Below are 20476 nucleotides of genomic sequence, written 5' to 3'. Positions count from 1 at the left end.
GCAACATGAATTTATTATCAAAAAACACTATACAAATTATTTAAAATTCCGATAATAATAAGTAGTCCTACTTTTGTCATATAGGGCTATATAAGTTAATGCTAAGGAGATAAATAATGGGATTTTTAAAAGGGCTTGGAGAAGGCGCAGGATGGCTGGTAGGGAATGTCACAGGGGGAATCATCAAAGGCGTTGGGGAAATCACAAATTCCGATTTCATTAAGGACGTCGGAGATGGAGTCAAAAACTCAACTGAATTTGCTGGTAAACAATTGGGGAATATGGCAGAGGGCGTGTGGAATGTAGGAAGCGGCTTCATCACACAGGATGATCAAAAAATCAATCAAGGATTTGATGATTTGGGTGAAGGTGTCGGCCAAACAGCCAAAGCAGTGGGACAAGGCATTTCCGCAACTGTCCATAATATTGGAGATGTCGCCGGCGGACTTATGGATGGAAATTCGGATCGTGCGTTGGAAGGGGCAAAAAATTTAGGGAAGAGCGCCTTGGTTGCTGCTCTCGGTGTGTCCATTTTGGATATGGCGGATGTTGTGGACGTCAATGGTAACGAGGGTGGATTTGATGACAGCAGCCATAGTGAAGCGGCGATGGGGGATGATCATGTTCAAGTGGAAAATCCCCATCAGCACCAGGTTGAGCCCCATTGGAGAACCTTACCTGATGGCCGGGAGATCTGGGTTGACGGTGACGGCGATACAACCATCAATCGAAGCACGGAAGATGGCGGCGGTTGGACTCAATCCAATCCAAACTATCAAGTTCAACCAGATGATAAAGCCTAAGGACCTTTTGTTAGCGTAGACAAGCCAGCTCCTGCGGCTTGTCTTTTTTCTATTTCGACTCAATTTCCTATAGGCATTTTTTAATCAAACGTTTAATTAAATTCGGTTTATTCCAAGCTATATAAGGCTTTCCTTCGAATCAGCTGTAAAAAAATTGCCGGGGAAATCAGGCTATAAAAACCTACTATTCTACAAACTTTTCCAATCGATAACACAACCGAGCGCCCCAGAAAAGGGAACATGAGAACCGTCCCCTTGCCTCTCTATCGAACCCCTCTCTCCGCGGTAAGCAAGGGAATATGAGATTTGTGAAGGATTTCTCTCCATTTTGCCGGACAATCCCAATCCGAAATAATAAATGAAGCCTGTTTTAAAGAACAAATATGAGCAAACGTAGTTTCCCCAAACTTCGTGTGATCAGCCAAGACAATCAATTCATCCGACCTCTCCATCAGCAGCTGCGACATATGGGCTTCATCGAGATCATAATCCGTGATACCATCCTCCACCGTAATGCCGCCCGCAGAAATAAACGCCTTGTTTGCCTTCATTTGCTTTAACATCAATTCCGCCAGAGGGCCATGCGTGGACTGTTGATTCGTATCCACCTCTCCGCCGACAAAAATGATTTTCCCTTTAAAGACTTCTTTACAAAGGAACAACACCGCTGCTGAGTGAGTGATTAACGTAATATTCTTTTTATCCCCTAAAAACCGGACGATTTCTAATGGTGTTGTGCCATTTCCAATCATGATAATATCCCCATCCTCGATGAGAGAAGCCGCTATTTTGGCAATCCCGCGTTTTTCCATCTGATTGATCGTCGTTTTTTGCTCAAAGGATGGCTCTAATGGATCTTCATTGCTTAAAATCGCCCCGCCGTAAACCTTTTTCAGTTTCCCCTCCTTTTCCAGCCGATCCAAATCCCTCCTAATCGTCTCCGTTGAAACATTGAGGATCTCAGCCAAATCCGGAACATAAATCTTCTCCTCCGATGCCAGCCTCGTTAAAATCGTTTTTTTTCGATCCTCAAATGCAAGCGACATCCTTAAGACCCCCTTTAAATAGAAGGGACTGTCCATTAAGGGGCCTGACCCCTTTGCACATGGACAGTCCCATCCAAACTAGGCTAGTGCATCTAAACTTTCAGGAATAATCTGCCCTCCATCTACCACAATGGTTTGGGCCGTCACATAGCTGGCTTCTTTCGATGCTAAAAACAAAGCAGCATACGCAATATCCTCGACACTTCCAATCCGTTTCATCGGAATGGTGGCGGCCATACTTTTGATATAATCGTCGCCCATTTCCTCTAAGCCTTCCGTTAAAATATTTCCTGGCATAACCGCATTAATCGTGATATTGTAAGGAGCCAGCTCTAGCGCCGCACTTCTCATAAAACCAAGCTGCGCGGCCTTGCTCGCCCCATAGTGCGACCAGCCCACATAACCGGTTACGGGACCTGTAATCGAGGAGGTAAGGATAATCCGGCCATAGTCCGCTGTTTTTAAATAAGGAAGGCAGGCTTGGATAGCAAATAAGGTTCCTCTTGCGTTCGTGTTCATCACCAAATCCCATTCATTCACATCCATGTTCTCAATCGAAGAGTTTGGAAAAACCCCTGCGTTCGAACACAGGATATCGATTCCCCCAAAGGAAGCCGCCACGTCTTCCGCCATTTTTTTCATCGAACCCAAGCTGGATACATCACCTTCAAACGCCTGGACGATTCCACCATGTTCCCGAATCTCAGCTGCACTCTTTTCTGCCGTTTCCATTGTTCTTGATACAACTGCCACATTCGCTCCCTTGCTGGCAAAAACGGCCGCAATTCCCTTGCCAATCCCTTTGCTTGCTCCTGTTACAATTACGGTTTTCCCTTTTAAAGGTGTCAACATCAATGATTCCCCCTTACTTTTTCAGCTCATAGTTTTAATTGCGGCGGCAGTTTGCGGAACCCTTTCGTCTTTACTGCCAAGTAAATGATGCCTAACACAAGCCATGCCGTGCCAATGATTTGGGCCAATTTGTCCATGCTGATCCATACATACAAGATAATCAGGAATCCAATCAGAGGCAGAACAAGATAGCGAAGATGACTGGCTCCCGTTGGTTTCCAGTTTGGAATGCTACCCTGATTTAAAGACGACTCCCCTTTTTTCTTGACGTAGTACAGCCAAACGACAGATAGATTGAGTGCAGCGAAGCCAAACAAGGCTCCGTAGTTGACTAAGTTTGATAGTGTGGCCATATTGGAACTAAGGCCTAAGATGAATTCGATGGTCACAATGATGAGGATGCTCCAATGAGGCGTTTTCCATTTTTTATTGACTTTTGCAAAAATGGATTTAGGCAGCAGGTTGTCCCTTCCCATTCCATATAACAGTCTGGCGCCGGCTGCTGTTGCCACAAGATTAAAGACTGCCAATTCCGTTAAATAGCCGGCCGTAAAGAAGATGCCGAAGCCTTCCCCGCCTGTCATTTTAGATACTTGGAAAAGGATTGTATTCACCCATGTTTCATCGTTCATATGAGATTGCCAATCTGGTATGACTAGCATTCCGAAATAGCCGCAGGCAACCATGGTTAACGTCCCAATCCCGATGCACCAATAGATTGCTTTTGGGATATCCCGCTTTGGACGCTTCGTTTCTTCTGCCAATGTCGTTATGGCATCAAATCCAAGGAAGCTAAAAATCGCAAGAGAAGTAGCAGAGGCTAAAGCGGAAAAATGGCTAAAATGAAACGGTTCAGAACTGATCAATGTCCCTGTTCCCATTCCGCCATGAACCGCATGAGCCCAGATTAAGATCGAAAGCCAAACGACAAACTCTCCTAAAATTAAGAGGCCTAATCCCATTTTTGAAATTAATTCAACCCCGAACAAATTCAATAATCCGGTTCCGACGGCAAAGATGGCTAAAAGAACCCAATAAGGGACCTCCGAAAAATATTGTTGGGCAAAATAGGCCGAACTTGAGGCGGTTACCGTTGGGATTAAGATATAATCCAAGGCTAAAACCCAGCCGGCAATAAAGCCCAGCTGCGGATTCCATCCTCTGCCGACATAGCTATAAACAGAGCCGGCAAGAGGGAAATTTCGCACCATAACGGAATAGCTAAACGCGGTAAACAGCATCGCCACCCCGGCAAGGAAATAGGGCAGCGATACCGACCCGCCTGAGGTTTGCAGCAATAGGCCAAAAATAATCGCAGGAGCGATCGGCACCATATAATTCAATCCGAACGCCGTCAACTGCCAAACGTTCATCGTTCGATCCAATTCTTGTTGATATCCATACTTTGAAATATCTGTTAGATTTAATCTTTCCTCTTGCATAGACATGGTTTGACCCCCTCTATTTAAAATGAAGCAAGTATTTTTCTGCTAATGCCACCGTCTCTTCGGTAAATCCGGCTCCCAGGCTCTGTGCTGTGTCATTGTCGATGTGGCTCCCCACCCAGCCAATTAGCAGCAGTCTTCTCAGCATAATGAAGGTTGGGATCATTTCTTCTTCTTCCTTTGAGAGCGAACGGATTTTTTTATAGCCTGCCAGCCAGGCTTGAATCAATTCGGGTACGTATTCTTTATGCTCAATAAAGCTCAATGCGGTGGCTAAATCGTACAGGTACCAACTGAAGCCGCAGTCATCAAAATCAATGATTTTGATGGCGCCGTCCTCCACTAACAGGTTTGCCAGGCGCAAATCGGCATGAATCAGGCCAAACCGGTCTTTCGATTGGCCAAATTGCCGGAGCCTTTGCTCAATTTTGTCTGCGGCCGCTTGAAACAGCTTCCTCCGTGCCGGAGTGACCGCCACGCCATCCTGCCATCTCCCCCACGTTGGGTTAGAGCCAAGCATCGTTTCAAAATCCCATGTGGGCCGAGCCAGCGACTGGGAACCTGCCCAGCCCTGTGATTGATTGTGAAGCTGCGCGGTAACTTCACCAAGCTTTTCAAACTCCATTGACAAGCCCTTTTCATTTGTTTCATCCGGCGATTGGCCGGATAAGAAACTAAACATGACGCAATGATAGGGCTCTTTAAATTGGCTGGGAGCGATGACTTGAACATACTCGCCATTTTTTCCGGCAATGGGTTCAGCGACCTCCAGCGAGGAGCTTTCCAGGATCGATTCAATCCAGATCAGCTCTGCCTCCAATTCTTTTTTGGTATGGTAGCCGGGACGATTTAAGCGAAGGATTTGTTTTGTCCCGTCCTGTTCACTTTCTACCAAGTAGGTGACATTTTCGGAGTAGTTTAATAGTTTAATGGCGACGTCTGCTGGAAGTGAAAATTGTTCCAGCGCAGCCGTTGCAAGTTCCTGATAAAATGGCAAGGGATCATAGCCCACAGGCTGATTGATTGCGGTCATAAATCGAAACTCCTTCCTTAAAAAATTCTCAGCGCCAATCCATTAATTGGTTATTTTACATGCGGCTGAAGCACTTTTCACACTGGCCTCCACCCGATTGAGAAGTTCATCGCAATAGGCCTTATCACAAAGCAGACCTGGTTTAAATTGAAGGATTCGTGGATTGAGCATGGAATAAATCGCCCATACGCCATTTTCATATAACGACTGCATCACGAATTTTGCCCCTTCTGGATGGTTGAATTCCAGTCCCATGACCACTCCCAGCTGGCGAATTCCCACGAAGAAGTCTGCATTCTCACTTTTAATTTTTTCAAGCCCTTCTCGAATATAGCTTGAAACAAAGCGGACATTCTGTTTGACTTCGTCTCTCTGCGTGATTTCGAGCACTTTCATCGCCACAATGCATCCCAGTTCAGCACCGCCAAAGGTCGAGATATGGGCAAAACCATCCTCCATCATCCACTTGCCTGCTTGCTCACTGACGACTGTTGCCGCGATCGGATAGATTCCACCGCTTAATCCTTTCGAGGTCACTAAAATATCCGGCTTCACGCCATATACATCGATTCCCCACATTTCGCCGGTCCGCATTAGGCCTGTCTGGACCTCGTCCGCGATGTAAAGACTTCCGTATTTTTCACACAGTTTCTTGACGGCCGCGAGGTAGCCTTCTTCAGGTAATGGAAAACCGTAGGTAGCCGGGATGGTTTCAATAATGACGCACGCTGCGTCTTCCTTGGAAAGGGCTTGCTCCATTGCCTCCAGATCATTAAATGGCACTTGCACAAAGTCTTTTTCATTGCCATTGCTTAAAAATAACTTGGAATAGCGCTCATTGCCGACCGATACAGCTAAGCCGGTATGGCCATGGTAGCCATTTTCAATCGAAATGATTTTTGTTCTTTTTGTGGCATATCGGGCACATTTTAATGCGACGTCAATGGCTTCCCCGCCACCGCTTGAAAGGATGGAATACTTTAAGCTATCAGGTGTGGCTTTATTCAGTGCTTCTGCTAATTGGGCACGAACGAGGGAAGGAAAATGGTGATTGCCGATATCAAAATCCTTCATGGCTTCCGTTAAAGTGGAGATGATTTCCGGATTGCGGTGGCCAAGGTTGTAGGTGCCTCCATTTAGGTGAACGTCCATCAATTGTTTGCCGTCTAAATCAAAAAATGTGTATCCTTCTCGTTTTCCCATGACCAAATCGACGCCGTCTTTTTGCCATTGGATGGTTTTGCCGGGATTCCAATATTTAATGGATTTATCAAGGACTGCCTCTTTTTCGATGAAGTAACTCACGTCGTTTCCTCCCTTTCCAATCAGTAAAGTTTTTTGTTTTTCATGTGGATTTTGTTGTTTTGTTGAATGTTGTTGTGTATTTATTGCCATTTTAAGTCCCAAATAGGATTTCGTCCCAATTTCTGTCAGGTTTCCTGACGAACTTTTTGAATTTTTAAAATAAAAATCCGAGGTTCCGGATATTCCTCCCTTCATAGCAATGCTCTTTTTTTAAAAAATAGTTTTATCATCTTTTAGGATTTGCAGGGAGAGGGATAGGATGGGCTGGTATGATTTTTTGAATCTAATCAATTGGAAAAACTTTTAGCAAGGTGGCTTTGGCAGGGTGGAAAAGAGGATTGATTCATTTGATAGACAGGGGCAGGCAATCGGAGGGGTATCCGATAGCATCGGACAAACTGTAAAAGAGCACCCTAACTAACGGGGGCGGCCGCAATAGTAATAGGAGCTTATCCGACAGTTGGCGGCTGTTATCCGGCAGTTGAGAGTTTTCCCGACAGTTGGCGGCTGTTATCCGTTAGTTACAGGAGCTCTTCCGACAGTCAACAACTGCTATCCGACAGTTACAGGCGCTTGAAGACTATACCGGCAGATTAATAGCAATATTCCAGGAATGAAGCATCAATCTTTCCTGGCATTGTAATAGACAAAAAAGGCACCCCCTGGCCAACCCATGGAATGCCTTTGCTGTAAATTATTAAACGATACCAGTCACTAGATAAACGGCAATAATGAAGAATGCTGCAATTGTTTTGATAATGGTAACTGCAAAAATATCCCTATAGGATTGCTTGTGGGTCAGACCGGTAATTGCCAGCAAAGTGATGACAGCTCCATTATGCGGCAGTGTATCCATTCCGCCCGAAGCCATCGAAATAACGCGGTGCATAACTTCAAGCGGGATATCGAATTGATTTGCGAGTTTAATATAAGTTTCACTCATCATACCCAAAGTAATCGCGATACCGGCAGAAGCTGAACCGGAAATGGCCGATAAAACATTGGTTGTTACCGCTCCGTTAATCAATGGATGTGAGAACACAGCCGTGATGCCGTCTCTAGCAATCTTAAACCCTGGCATATTGGAAATGACTGCGCCAAATCCATATTCTGTTGCAGAGTTCATAATCGCAAGAAGGGCACCAGCAACGCCGATTTTTGAGCCTTCTTTAAAATCTATCATAACCGGTTTGCGGTTATAAAGGATCGTTGTGATGATACCGACGATCAATGCAATTTCAACTGATCAAATACCGACCACCTTTGATGTTTCGATGCTAGGAAAAGCAAGACCGATAGCCTCAAAATCAAAACCATTTGGATACCATTGTGGAATAACAGTGGTAAAGACTTTATTCAGGACGGCAACCAAGACAACTGGCACAAAGGCAAAAACCCGGCGCCCGATGCTTTCATGCTCATTTAAATCAATTTCTATTTGATTTTCTTCTTTAATTGTTCCGAAAGAATCATAGCCTTCGCCGGCCTTCAGGGCTTTTTTGCGGCGTGAGTCCAAATACCACATACCTAAAATAAAGATAAAGATTGCGCCGATAATGCCTAAGGTTGGTGCAGAATATAGATTGGTTTTAAAAAATGTAGTAGGGATAACATTTTGTACCTGGGGTGATCCTGGAAGTGCGTCCATCGTGAATGTGAATGAGCCTAGAGCGATTGTACCAGGAATTAAACGCTTCGGGATATTGGACGCCCTGAACAAGTGCCTTGCAAAAGGATACACAGCGAAGGCAACGACAACTAGGCTGATGCCGCTGTATGTCAAGATAGCAGCAAGTAATACAATGACGAGAATGGCGCGCTTTTCACCAACAACCTTAATTAAAGTAGAAGCAATACTCTTGGCAAGTCCTGACATTTCAACGACTTTACCAAATAATGCGCCCAGCAGAAAAATCGGAAAGTATAATTGAATATATTCAACCATTTTCCCCATGAATACATTGGAGTACCAAGGCAATAACCAGCTTGGTTCAGTTAATAATACAGCAAACAAGGCACAGATTGGTGCAAAAATGATAACCGAGAAGCCTCGATAAGCAATGAACATTAATAGGCCAAGCGCCAAAAGAATAATGACTAGTTCCATATAATCCCCTTTAAAAATATGACTTGTTTTCTATTAGCTTATGAATAATAATTCCAATTACTAGGAAACGCTTACATTATATCGCAATAATATGACCAGATGGAGAGAGAAGAAAACGAGGTTGTCCCTTCTCTATCCCCTATCTGGCTTATCCCAAAACAGGGCTTTGCTTATTTTTTGCAATCTCAGCTGCAACTTCGACAATCATATCCTCTTGACCGCCAACCACCTTGCGTTTGCCCAGCTCTATTAAAATATCTCGTGAATCAACGCCGAACTTTTCAGCCGCCCGCTTGGCATGAAGGGCAAAGCTTGAGTATACCCCGGCATAGCCAAGTGTCAGGCTATCCCTGGTAATCTCCTGCGGAACCTGAAGGATTGGTGCCACAATGTCCTCAGCCAAATCCATCATTTTATACAAGTCCACTCCAGTTTTAATTCCCATGCGATCCAGAACAGCGATAAGCACTTCAGTCTGAGTATTACCGGCACCGGCACCAAGGCAGCGCACACTGCCATCAATCCTGGTTGCTCCCTCTTCAATTGCTGCAAGTGTATTAGCCATGGCAAGAGACAGATTGTTATGGCCATGGAAGCCGACATGGATGCCAACTGATTGTTTTAAAGCACGAATCCGTTCACGAACCTGGTGCGGGAGCAGGTAACCAGCAGAATCAACTACGTACACTGTATCTGCGCCATAAGTTTCCATCAGCTTTGCCTGCTCGACTAGCTTATCAACGGGGGCCATATGGTTCATCATCAAAAACCCAACCGTTTCCATTCCCAGTTCCTTCGCATACGCAATATGCTGTGGCGCCACATCAGCTTCTGTAACATGAGTGGCAATCCGTGCCATTTTCGCTCCAAGATTGGCCGCTTCCTTTAGTTCATGCAGTGTTCCAATCCCTGGCAAAAGCAGGACAGCAATCTTTGATTGATCAGCTACAGAAACTGCTGCTTCAATCAATTCCAATTCATTTGTGCGGGAAAGACCATATTGCAAGGATGACCCAACAAGGCCGTCACCGTGGGAAACTTCGATATAAGGGACGTTGGCATCATTCAGCGCCTTGGCAATTTTCAGTACTTGATTCACGGTATATTGGTGGGCGATAGCATGGCTGCCGTCACGCAAGGCCACTTCGGTAATAAGAATATCTCGTTCGTTTGTCATGATCCTCAAACCCCTTCCTTAGCTCACACTGTTTCTTTAGCTAATAGATTTTTTGCAAACTCTTCCGCAATCTTGACCCCTGCTGCCGTCATGATATCGAGGTTGCCCGAGTATTTAGGCAGATAATCGCCGGCACCTTCAACCTGAAGAAAAATTGTCACTTTATTACCTTCAAAGATCGGTTCCGTCCGAAGCCTATAGCCAGGAACATACGATTGAACAACCTCTGCCATCTCACTGATTGACTTCCGGATTGCATCCTCGTCCATCGTTCCTTCTTCAACGAGTGTGTAGACGGTATCACGCATCATAATGGGCGGTTCGGCCGGATTTAAAATCATAATGGCCTTCCCTTTTTTGGCACCGCCGACAACCTCAATTGCACGGGAAGTGGTTTCAGTAAATTCATCAATATTTGCGCGGGTTCCGGACCAGCGCTTCGGCTTGAAATGGTCGCAACAATTTCGGCATATTCAACCGGACTTACTCGGTTAACTGCATGAACCATGGGGATCGTAGCCTGTCCTCCGCAAGTGATTAGATTGATGTTATCCTTATCGAGATGTTCATCAATATTTACAGCTGCACATACATACGGACCAACCGCTGCAGGGGTCATATCAATCACCTTGATCCCAGCTTCCTTCAACACCTTCGCGTTGTAGAAATGTGCCTTAGCTGATGTTGCATCGAATATAATATCTGCTTCAAGATTCGGATCTGCCAGAAATCCATCAATTCCTGTAGAAACAGCCGCATATCTCATTTCCTTCGCACGGCGTAAGCCGTCCGATTGTGGATCGATTCCAATGACAGCTGTCAGCTCCAACAACTCTGAACGGCCAAGTTTAATCATTAAATCAGTACCAATGTTCCCTGAACCAAGAACAGCCACTTTAACTTTTGTCAAAATAATTCTCCTCTCCCTATATGTTTGTTTATTTTGAATTTAATGTGTAACCCTATAGCCTAATTGCTTTGATATTTCAGCTGCAGCACCTTTAATGCCGGCAATGACCTTTGGAAGCTTCTCTTCATCCAGTCTCAGCTTTGGAGCCGCACAACTGATTGAAGATACAACCTTTCCTTGATGGTTAAAAATCGGCGCCGCAATGCATTTCAGCCCTATCTCAATTTCTTCATCATCAACCGCATATCCCTGCCTTCGGACGATGGCCAGTTGATTTTTAATGTCTTCAATATTGGTTAATGTAAAATCCGTGATTTCAAATTTTCCTTTGCCAAAAGACGTTCCACTTCATCTTCACTCAAATAGGCAAGGATGGCTTTTCCAACTCCTGTACAATGGATCGGGGCCCGTTTTCCAATATGAGAATAGATCGTAAGTGCTCGCGGTCCTTCTAATTTTTCGATATAAATGACTTCGTCACGCTCAAAAATGGTAAGGTGCACAGTTTCATTTAACTCCTCCACAAGCTTCCGAATAATGGGTCGGGCTATATTTCCAATATCAAGGTGTTTCCCTACGAAATTACCCAGCTCAAACAGCTTGATTCCCAACCTGTATTTTTGATTCTCAGGATTTTGCTGGAGATAGCCCCTATGCTCCAGTGTTTTCATAATTCCGTGGACAGTGCTTTTTGAAAGCCCTAAATGATCGCTAATCTCTTTAATGCTCAACTCTGGGTAAGTTTCCATAAACAGTTCAAGGATTTCCGCCGCCCTTTCAACTGATTGAATGAAGCGCTCAGTCATTGGTTTTTTATATTTTTGATGTTAATAGTATTATTTAATATTGCTTTCTTGAAAATTATGGTATGATATAGTCGAAAATACATAGTTCGTACGAAAGGGCAAAACCATTGAAAAATGGTGGCGCAAAACTAAAGGGGCTAAGGTTTATAAAACTATGCCAGCCAGCTGCCGAATATGAAACCTTCCTGCGAATTATGAAATACCCAAAAGGAGGGCATCTATGTTATACTTTCTAGCAGGCCTGTTCGTTGGATCACCCTGCGTACTGTTTACTATGAGCCTAATGGTGGCCGCAAAAAATGGAGACCAACGCCTTGAAGCTTATCAAAATGAAAAAAGTTACTAAAAGCGCCAATTTTAGGTGCTTTTTTTTGTGTCTTAGTAAGATTCATATGATTTTCAACCATGAATACCGTCCTCTTGGTCTTCCAATGATATTCTATTGAATCGCCCTATTATTAATAGTAAAATTTACTCATATTGTAAAAAAACAAAGCTTCATGGAGGAATCATGAAAAAGAAGAAAAGAAAAATATGGAAGATTATTGGATTAAGCTTACTAGGGATCATTATATTGGCTGGTGCAGGCATTGCCTATGAATATCACCAATTACAGCCAGAAAAACACTTTACTTCTGTTCCAGTCGTCAAATCAGACGAGACGAAAAAGGATGATAAGACGCCGACAGAAAAGGTGGAAATTAAAGAACCGGAATTTAACATCCTTTTAATAGGTTCCGATCAAAGAAAGGGTCAGAAAATCGGTCACTCAGACTCTATGATGCTGGTACACGTGGATTTAACCAAAAATGAATTTAATGCAGTCAGTGTTCCCCGTGATACCCGAGTCCATTTAGACGGATATGGCTATACGAAATTGACCAGTGTCCAATACATCATGCAATCCAAATTGGGTGCTCAAAAGGGAATAGAAGCTGCTGTTTCTGCGGTTAGCAATCTCATGGGCGTTCCGATTAATTATTATGTGGAAACCAATTACTGGGGCTTTGAATCGATGGTGGATGCCGTGGGCGGGATTGACATGAGTCTGCCCTTCGATGTGAAATTAACCCATTCTTGGTATCCAGAGAACGCCAACAAAACCTTAACTGCCGGTACCCATTCTTTTGATGGAAAAATGGTGACCGAGGTTGTTCATGAACGTTATTCCTTAAAAAACGGAGAATATGGGCGTCAGCAATTGCAAATGGAGGCTTTAAAAGGAATTGGCAAGAAAGCTTTAAGTCCAGGCAATATAACAGAGCTCCCTAGTCTTGTAAAATCTATTCCAGATTTTATCCTGGCCTCTAATATGTCTACAACAGATATGTTAAGTCTTGGACTAGCGGTCAAAGATGTCGACATCGTGAACCAATTAACCTATCATCAAATAACCGGTACAGGCAAAACCATGTATGATGATATCTTGAAGGCTAATAACTCACAAATAGTACTAGATCAAAATAAAATTAAAGAAATCGTAACAACCTATTTTGAATAGCCACTCCAATTGCCGAATAAGACCTTTTCCGGTTTTTTATTCAATCTAAAAATACCATGGGGATGTTCTCCCTATGGTATTTTTTTGCTATAGTTTGAACTAAGGCGCAGAATCTATTTTGAAAACAAAATGTATTCTGGCCCTTTGACTAATTCCTAGGAATGAAAAACCGCAATATAGTCCCTCTGAAAATCTACTTCATCATTTCATCCTACTTTAAATCACTATTTTCAGAGAAATGCTTCAAAAGAACAATCGGCTCCGTCATAGAATGATTCGTGATGGTAACACCAGCTCTAGCAGCGGGTGCCGTTACGAAAAATTCATCATTGGTTAATTGTCCATAACGGATTAACGACGGCGTCTCAATATCCCAAGCACCAAACTTCCCATGCCCCTGCAGCATATAAAAACCATAAGCCGCGCTATCCTTAATCGTGACTGATCTTCCTGGCAGAACCGTTAACCGTTTGGCACAAACCACCTTACTCTTATAGCAAATCCATTCTTCCAAATACCCTTCCTCTTCCATCTCACTAATTGGACGGACCGGTTTTGGCGCCATAAAATAATTTTGGTAGAAATCAGGATCCGTGTTTTTCTCCCAGTCGATAATACTCATCAAATAGTCAAAATTGCCAACTTCCTCTTCCGGCGTATCCTTCCAAAGCAGCTCTTCCGGTACAGCATGTTCACCATGCAACACCGACTGGTACATCGCATACACATCCGATGCAAATTGAGGCTCATACGTGCACAAACTGCCTGGTGCATGCAGGATGCCAGGAGGGACATCCCATCCAGTATCCAATGTTAATTTAAATGCCCGGGATAGATCGGTAATTTTATTATCACCCTTGGTAAAGTTCATTAAGGCTTCTTTCACTTGTTCTTTTGTCACACCTGGACTGATGCCGAAAAAGGTGTAAGGAAACTCCCCGCCGTGGTTATTCAGCTGAGAAGGATAAAAATACATTTCTGGTTTCCCTTTTTGCCCTACCCGAGCGGCCGCTTCATCATTATGATGAATATGATGCGGCAGTGGACCAAGGTTATCAAAAAGCTTAGAATAGACCGGCCAGCCCTGATATTTTTCCCATAATTCCTCCCCGATAGCTTCCCCTTTTAAAGTGTCGACCACCTCTTTCAGAAGGATTTGCTCCTTTCCGTCTTTTGAAACTACATAGCTCATGCCTTCATCCTCTGGTGTGCCCGGGCCGTTTTCAGCGTGCGTTGTCGAAGAAAACCAGCGTTCGTTAATTCCGCCGCGGGACAATCCAAGCACATATAAATCTTCCGGATGAAGTCTTAACCTTTTCCCTGGGCGGCAGAAGGAACGCGGTACCCATGTTGGGGCTAGTCTTAACACGCCTTGTCCCTCTTCTACTAATTTTTCAATGGCAGCTGATAAACTTTTAATGGTTTGATTCATTTTATATTCAACCCTTTCTCATTTAGATAATCGATGTTTGATTTTTTTGTTTAAATTCTCCTGGAGGAAATCCAGTAAACTTTTTAAACACGATTGAAAAATAAACGGGATCTTTGTACCCCACTAATTCTGAGATTTTTGCAGCGCTCATATCATGAACTACGAGTAATTCCTTGGCCTTCTCGATTCGAACCTTATTTAAATATTTATTAAAGTTCAGTCCAATCTCCTCTTTAAACAACTCACTAAAGTAGGATTTATTGATATTAAGCTTATGGGATATGGATTCAAGCGTAATCTCTTCTTGAAACCTCTCATCGATGATCTTCTTCGCTTCAAGAACGAGACTGTTACATGGATTATTTTGTTTTCTGGCAATCTGATCAGCAATATCAAAAAGAGAGGAAAGTAAGCTGAATTTTATGTCCTCCATAGTTTGAAAGGATCTGATTGATTCATAGAAACGATACCCGATATCATCTGGAAGACGGACATTTTGAAAAACGTCCCTTTTCACGAAAGAGGTTAAAATGTCAATGGCCAATCTTTGAGCCGAAAGGAAACGATCTAGGTCTCCATTCATGCGCTCAAATATTTGGTTTACTTCCGCAACGATTCTCTTACGATTGTAGGTCTTTATAAAGTGAATCAAGTCTTTGAGCTCATTGGAATCGATGCTGGGACTTGACGCCCTTTCTTGAATATCCTTGAAAAAGAGGAGCGGCGGCTCTTCTTCTATAAACAAGGAAGAATAAAGGGACTCCAAATATTTTTTCCGAGTATCCAAAATATCCTGGTAGGTATCGCTAATGAAAAGTTGTAGATTGATATTTTTCGTTTTAGCTAAACGGTTAATCGCAGTGTTTAGGTCTGCCCTAAGTGTATCGACATCCTCCTCATCCACTTCTTCTTCAAAACCAAAGATGCATTGGAATCCATCCTTTATACTTGGATCGAGTAAGTTTGTGAGAAATGCTGGTCTTCCCATGGCTTCTTCCAGCATTGCTTGAATGTCATTGGTAAGGGTTTTATTTTTGTCTTGATCAATGTCTTTTACTTGATCATCATTTTTAATCTTCCCATTCATGAGCAGGAACCACTTGTAGGTTGGATCATCACCAATTGGCTGAAGCAGCCTTTCGTATTCCAACTCTGTCCTATTAAAATCATGAATAAGTCGATTTAACACGTCTGCCATAAATAAGGGAAGACTGGTTTTAATATAGGAATCAACTTTTTTCTTCTCCGCCCGTTTACGGCTCAATTTGGCTGCGATTGAAATCGCTTTCTTTAGAGTGTTCTTTAATTCCTGGCGAACGACAGGTTTTAATAAGTAGTCCTTTGCCCCGCATTTTATCGCCTTTTGAACATATTCGAATTCAGAATAGCCGCTTAACACAATCACCTGTATGTCAGGAAATTCACTATTTAATATTTCTAAGAACCTCATCCCGCCCATCCCAGGCATTCTCATATCCAGAAGGACGATATCAGGAGGGTTCTTCTGGATGTGAGCATAGGCAGCTTCAGCATTTTGATATTCACCTTGAATGGATATGGGTAAGTTTTCACGACGAATTTTTCCGATGATGCTTCTTCTGACAGCAATTTCATCTTCGACCACTATTAGAGTTGTCATGCTTTCATCCATCCTGCCCGCCTCCCGATTCAGGAATGTATTCAAGTGCTGGAAACTTAATCGTGATCAAGGTTCCCTGACCCGGAGCACTTTTAATAGCAAAAGATAATTCTTCTCCGAAGACCATCCTTAGTCTTGCATAGACATTCTTCAGTCCTATACTTTTGATATTGGAAGGGAAGTAGCTCATCTCACCTTGCTCTTTCATAAACTTCTCAAATTCCTTTAGCTTGTCATCAGCAAAACCTACCCCATTGTCCTGCAATTTTAGGACGACATGGTCTGCCTCTTTTTTAATGGATAATTGAATGAACCCCTGCCCGAACTTTTTTTCAACCCCATGCTTAATTGAATTTTCCACCAAAGGCTGTAAAACCATTTTTACGATCATGAATTTTTCAACTTCAGGATCAATGTCATGCTCAATGATTAATTGATCCTCAAACCTGCTTTTTATGATCAGAAAAAAATCTAAACAATTTTGGACTTCGTATACCAGCTTGACTTTTTCCTGTTTCAAATCAATGCTATAACGCAGCATTTTACTTAATGATTGGGATATGTCCGAAATTTCATAAACTCCCTTATCATCCGCAATGCCTTCCACTACCTCGAGCGTATTATAGAGAAAATGGGGATTGATTTGCATGAGAAGGGCCTTTAACTCGGCATTCTTACGATTTATTTCTGATTCGTATTGCGTTCGAATCAGCTCTTTTATCTTATCTAACATCGATTGGAAACTTCTTTTTAGAACATCGGTTTCGATATTTGCATTTGGAACATTCATATCCACTTCCCAATTCCCCTTCTCTACCGTACTCATGATTTCGCTCAGCTTTTTAATGGGCTTGGATATTCGAATCGATAGAATAATCGATAGAATAAACACGACCATTAAAGCCGTAATCCCTACAATGAAAGTAACATACTTTAAAGACTGTAATTGGTCCGAAAGATATTTCTGCTGCACGGAACCGATAATCAGAAGCCCCTGATCATTCAGTTTAGATGATACGATCAGAAGGTTTTCCCCATCCACTTCTGCTGTGAAACTATTTCCCTTTGACTTTACAACTTTATTAAGTAACTGATGGTTTACACTTGTTCCAATGAGTGAATGATCGGTATGATAGAGAATGGTTTGATCCGCATTGACTACCTGGACGGCACTGCCAGTTCTATTTTCAAATTGGCGAAAAATGCTGCCAAACGAATCCAGGGTTTTATCAAAACAAATATAGCCAATCCTTTGATGGTTAAATTGATTAATGACAGGCTTTGAGGCAACGAAACTAATTTTCCCTCCCTTTTCTAGCCGATGAACGTCATAAATCAGTTTATCTTGATCATTATCAAGCATCCTTTGCTTCCATTTCTTTTCTTCAGGTGAATCGTACGAAATTAACCGATAATCAATCCGATTATAGGCACTATTGATAAAGTCCCCATTATCCCAAAAAATTCGAATATTGTAGTAGTCTTTCGTAGAATCAAAAGTGCTATTTAGATAGTCATTAATTTCTTTATTATTCTCTAAAAAATCCACATTACTTAATGACTTGTCAGCGCTTAAATCAATATTATTATTAATGACCCTCGCGGAAAAAACCCTTGAATCATTGTCCAGCCTGTTTAAATAGATATCGATATTCCTTTTAATCCCTTCCACCAGCTGCTCATTGCTCTGATTCACTTCTTTGGTAATGATTTTGGAAGAGGTTACATAGGAAAATACGGCGAATAAAATGATCGGTACAAGAATAACCAAGGTATACGTGAGCAACAGTTGATATTGGATACTTCTATTCGTAAAGCGTCTAGCCAGTAACCGGAATAAAGGGGGCATTCTTTCCATCTCCATTAATAGAAACTTTACCTCTTATTATACTAATCATTCAATGAATGGAAAGATGAGCCCCTTCCTCCAAAAAGTTGTTTTATTGTTCCGCAGGATAGGCCATCGTTGTCATCAGTGTGTTTTCCGCCTGAGTGGCATCCATCCTGCTGAATTGAACGATCACTGGCAGATTACTTTCAAGCCGGAGTGCGTAAGGTACGCCTTTCTGGATTTTTCTGCCATTTCCCTCAAGCAAGTCCGTACGAATGTGTTTAGTTCTTTTCCCCTGAACCAACACTTGAATATTGTCAATCGGCTCTTGATCCTCAAAGTAAACCGTTACCTTCGTTTCCGCATCTTGCTCGTTACAATTTAAAATACAGATGGCTTCATGGCTTTCAAGAATGCCGGAGCTTTTTAGCGGGATAAACCCATCAGGAATATACCAAACGGTGGAACCTTCTTTTCTATTCATATTGATCATCCTCCATGTATGATTATTGTAAGTATTTATCCACGTTTTCTTTTGTTACTAGCTCAAATGGAATATAGGTTTCTTTTTCATAGTCTTCCTTCTTAATCATTTTCACAGCTGTTTCAATGGCTCCTCCGCCTTGTCCGTTCGCATTCTGGAAAACCGTCGCATCTAGTCTTCCATCTTTAACAGCCTGCAGGGCATCAGCAATGGCATCAATACTAATTAATACGATATCATCCTTGACGCCGGCTTTTTCTAGAGCCTGCAAAGCCCCCATCCCCATTTCATCATTTTGCGCAAATACGCCATTGATTTTCCCTTTATTAGCCTGCAGCCAGTTTTCCATTAAGGATAAAGCTTCATCCCGCGACCAATTGGCTGTTTGTTCAGCAATTAGTTTCATATCCGGATACTGTTTCAAAATATTTTTGGCTCCGTCTGTTCGTTTAATTTCAGCTGCCTGGCCAGGATAGCCATGCATCATGACAATATTCCCTTTGCCATTCAGTTTTTCGGCAAGAAATTTAATCGCGATTTCAGCAGACTCCTCATCCCTTGATCCAACGAACGCATCAGGTTCAGCTGTTGTCACGCCATTGACATTGATGACTGGAATTCCTGCTTCCTTGGCCTTTTCAACTGCTGGAGAAGAGGCCTCTGTTTCCACCGGGTTTACCACGATGGCATCTACACCTTGGGCAATAAAACTGTTCACCTGCTGAAGCTGCTTATCAGCGCTTTTCTGGGCATCATTGATAATGACTTTGACACCCAATTCGTCTGCTTTTTTCTCAATGCCATTTTTGATTTGCACAATAAATTCATTACCGAGATTCAATAAAGAAACTCCAATCACAATTTGGCCATCATCCTTCTTTTTTTCCTTTTTAGCGGTGCCAGTTGTCTGCATTCCGCAGCCTGCAATAAGTAAGAAGACTAATAAAACCGATAAAACACTCGTAAATTTCTTCACTTTCTCCACCCCTGTTTCCCCTTATTTTTGTAACGATTATTTTGTTTTCTTTCGATCAATTAGCAAAGCCCCGATTATGATCATTCCTTTAATAATTTGTTGATAGTAGGAAGAGACATTAAGCAGGTCCAAGCCATTATTAATGACTCCGATAATCAATGCTCCAAGGACGGTCCCTGTAACGGTACCAACACCGCCCATCAGACTTGTGCCGCCGATGACAACAGCCGCAATGGCATCTAATTCATATCCCACCCCCACGTTCGGCTGTCCGGTTGTAATCCTTGATGCCTGGATTAACCCAGCTAATCCTGCCAATGCCCCGCAAATGATGTAGCTCGATAGGATAATTTTGTTCACATGAATCCCAGATGCACGGGATGCTTCCTCATTTCCTCCAATGGCATATAGATATCGGCCAAATTTAGTTTTTCTAAGGATAAAGAAGGAAATGACAAAGACTGCAGCAAGGAGAATAACTGGAATTGGGATCCCAAATAACGCGCCGCCGCCGATTAAGTTAAAAGAATAAGAGAGATTGGAGATCGGCCGTCCTTCACTGATGACAAGCGCGCCTCCTCGGGCAATGGTCATCATCCCTAAAGTGACGATGAATGGCGCCAATTTAGCCTTTGTGACAAAGAAGCCGTTGATTGCCCCAATCAAGACTCCGCCAAGGACAGCCAGCAGGATCGGCACCATAACCGGGTACGTATTCGGATGAGCAAATAAAGCTGCCATACATCCTGTTATAGCCACATAAGATCCCAGCCCTAAATCAATCCCCCCAATCAGGATGACAAAGGTAACCCCGATGGCCAGAATCGCATTAATCGCCACCTGATTTAAAATGTTCATCAAGTTAGTCGGCTGTAGAAACACAGGTGAAAGGACCGAGAAAATTGCACATACCAGAAGCAGGGCGATTACTAATCCGTATGTTTTTAATAGATTACTTTTGGCTTTCATGTTATTTTTCAGCGGTGTTGCATGGTTTCTTTCTTCCATTTGAACCTTTAGGTTTTCCATTCTTTCACTCCTATTTGCAAGTTCGTATTGTAAAAACTTTTATTTAAAACAGGCTATAAAATACCTTGATAGAGGGCTTTATAAGCAAAAAAATTGTCAC

General features: G+C 42.7%; 15 protein-coding genes, 3 pseudogenes and 1 riboswitch. Of the genes and pseudogenes, 3 read left to right on the top strand and 15 right to left on the bottom strand.

Annotated features, from left to right (window positions below):
• Window positions 1-116: 116 nt before the first annotated feature.
• The gene (locus tag NFS43_RS20250) at window positions 117-803 is read left to right on the top strand and encodes a hypothetical protein (RefSeq protein WP_251554613.1); all 687 of its coding nucleotides are present in this window, start codon (window positions 117-119) and stop codon (window positions 801-803) included.
• Window positions 804-1066: 263 nt separating this feature from the next.
• Here the strand turns inward: NFS43_RS20250 and NFS43_RS20245 are convergent, their stop codons facing one another.
• The 9 genes and pseudogenes from NFS43_RS20245 to NFS43_RS20205 form a co-directional block, all read right to left on the bottom strand.
• Window positions 1067-1849 (bottom strand): DeoR/GlpR family DNA-binding transcription regulator, encoded by a 783-nt coding sequence (locus tag NFS43_RS20245; RefSeq protein ID WP_251554612.1) that lies wholly within the window; start codon window positions 1847-1849, stop codon window positions 1067-1069.
• Window positions 1850-1927: 78 nt separating this feature from the next.
• Window positions 1928-2701, bottom strand: coding sequence for a 3-oxoacyl-ACP reductase FabG (fabG, locus tag NFS43_RS20240; protein ID WP_251554611.1), 774 nt, complete (start codon window positions 2699-2701; stop codon window positions 1928-1930).
• 26 nt (window positions 2702-2727) lie between these two features.
• Entirely contained in the window at window positions 2728-4149 is a 1422-nt protein-coding gene (locus tag NFS43_RS20235; RefSeq protein WP_251554610.1) for an APC family permease, read from the bottom strand.
• Window positions 4150-4162: 13 nt separating this feature from the next.
• Window positions 4163-5179: a phosphotransferase enzyme family protein gene (locus NFS43_RS20230; RefSeq protein WP_251554609.1), complete on the bottom strand. Its 1017-nt coding sequence runs from the start codon at window positions 5177-5179 to the stop codon at window positions 4163-4165.
• Between the two features lie 42 nt (window positions 5180-5221).
• Window positions 5222-6484, bottom strand: a complete 1263-nt coding sequence (locus NFS43_RS20225; protein ID WP_251554608.1) for a class-III pyridoxal-phosphate-dependent aminotransferase — start codon at window positions 6482-6484, stop codon at window positions 5222-5224.
• A 697-nt stretch (window positions 6485-7181) separates the two neighbouring features.
• Window positions 7182-8591: pseudogene (locus NFS43_RS20220) on the bottom strand (GntP family permease).
• 148 nt (window positions 8592-8739) lie between these two features.
• Complete coding sequence (gene dmpG / locus NFS43_RS20215) at window positions 8740-9768, bottom strand: 4-hydroxy-2-oxovalerate aldolase (RefSeq protein WP_251554607.1); 1029 nt, start codon at window positions 9766-9768, stop codon at window positions 8740-8742.
• A 23-nt stretch (window positions 9769-9791) separates the two neighbouring features.
• A pseudogene (locus NFS43_RS20210) lies at window positions 9792-10678 on the bottom strand (acetaldehyde dehydrogenase (acetylating)).
• Between the two features lie 39 nt (window positions 10679-10717).
• A pseudogene (locus tag NFS43_RS20205) lies at window positions 10718-11427 on the bottom strand (IclR family transcriptional regulator).
• A gap of 144 nt (window positions 11428-11571) precedes the next feature.
• Window positions 11572-11657: riboswitch (cyclic di-GMP riboswitch) on the top strand.
• A 47-nt stretch (window positions 11658-11704) separates the two neighbouring features.
• Here NFS43_RS20205 and NFS43_RS24470 point away from each other — a divergent pair.
• A complete protein-coding gene (locus NFS43_RS24470) occupies window positions 11705-11830 on the top strand; it encodes a DUF3789 domain-containing protein (protein WP_277613983.1) in 126 nt (41 codons plus the stop codon).
• Window positions 11831-11995: 165 nt separating this feature from the next.
• Window positions 11996-12985, top strand: coding sequence for an LCP family protein (locus tag NFS43_RS20200; RefSeq protein ID WP_251554606.1), 990 nt, complete (start codon window positions 11996-11998; stop codon window positions 12983-12985).
• A gap of 211 nt (window positions 12986-13196) precedes the next feature.
• Here the strand turns inward: NFS43_RS20200 and NFS43_RS20195 are convergent, their stop codons facing one another.
• The 6 genes from NFS43_RS20195 to NFS43_RS20170 all read right to left on the bottom strand — a co-directional run bounded on the left by NFS43_RS20195 (window position 13197) and on the right by NFS43_RS20170 (window position 20376).
• Window positions 13197-14417 carry a cupin domain-containing protein gene (locus NFS43_RS20195; protein ID WP_251554605.1) on the bottom strand — a complete coding sequence of 407 codons (1221 nt, stop codon included), beginning with the start codon at window positions 14415-14417 and terminating at the stop codon, window positions 13197-13199.
• A gap of 22 nt (window positions 14418-14439) precedes the next feature.
• Entirely contained in the window at window positions 14440-16068 is a 1629-nt protein-coding gene (locus NFS43_RS20190; RefSeq protein WP_251554604.1) for a response regulator transcription factor, read from the bottom strand.
• Entirely contained in the window at window positions 16061-17905 is a 1845-nt protein-coding gene (locus tag NFS43_RS20185) for a cache domain-containing sensor histidine kinase (protein WP_251554603.1), read from the bottom strand. The genes NFS43_RS20190 and NFS43_RS20185 overlap by 8 nt, the downstream gene beginning before the upstream one ends.
• A gap of 91 nt (window positions 17906-17996) precedes the next feature.
• Complete coding sequence (locus tag NFS43_RS20180; protein ID WP_251554602.1) at window positions 17997-18371, bottom strand: sensory rhodopsin transducer; 375 nt, start codon at window positions 18369-18371, stop codon at window positions 17997-17999.
• A gap of 22 nt (window positions 18372-18393) precedes the next feature.
• Complete coding sequence (locus NFS43_RS20175; protein WP_251554601.1) at window positions 18394-19347, bottom strand: sugar ABC transporter substrate-binding protein; 954 nt, start codon at window positions 19345-19347, stop codon at window positions 18394-18396.
• A gap of 36 nt (window positions 19348-19383) precedes the next feature.
• Window positions 19384-20376 (bottom strand): ABC transporter permease, encoded by a 993-nt coding sequence (locus NFS43_RS20170; RefSeq protein ID WP_251554600.1) that lies wholly within the window; start codon window positions 20374-20376, stop codon window positions 19384-19386.
• Window positions 20377-20476 lie beyond the last annotated feature (100 nt).

Source organism: Neobacillus muris, assembly GCF_943193175.1.
In the GTDB taxonomy this organism is placed as follows: domain Bacteria; phylum Bacillota; class Bacilli; order Bacillales; family Cytobacillaceae; genus Neobacillus; species Neobacillus muris.
This window is presented reverse-complemented; position numbering and strand designations above follow the sequence as displayed.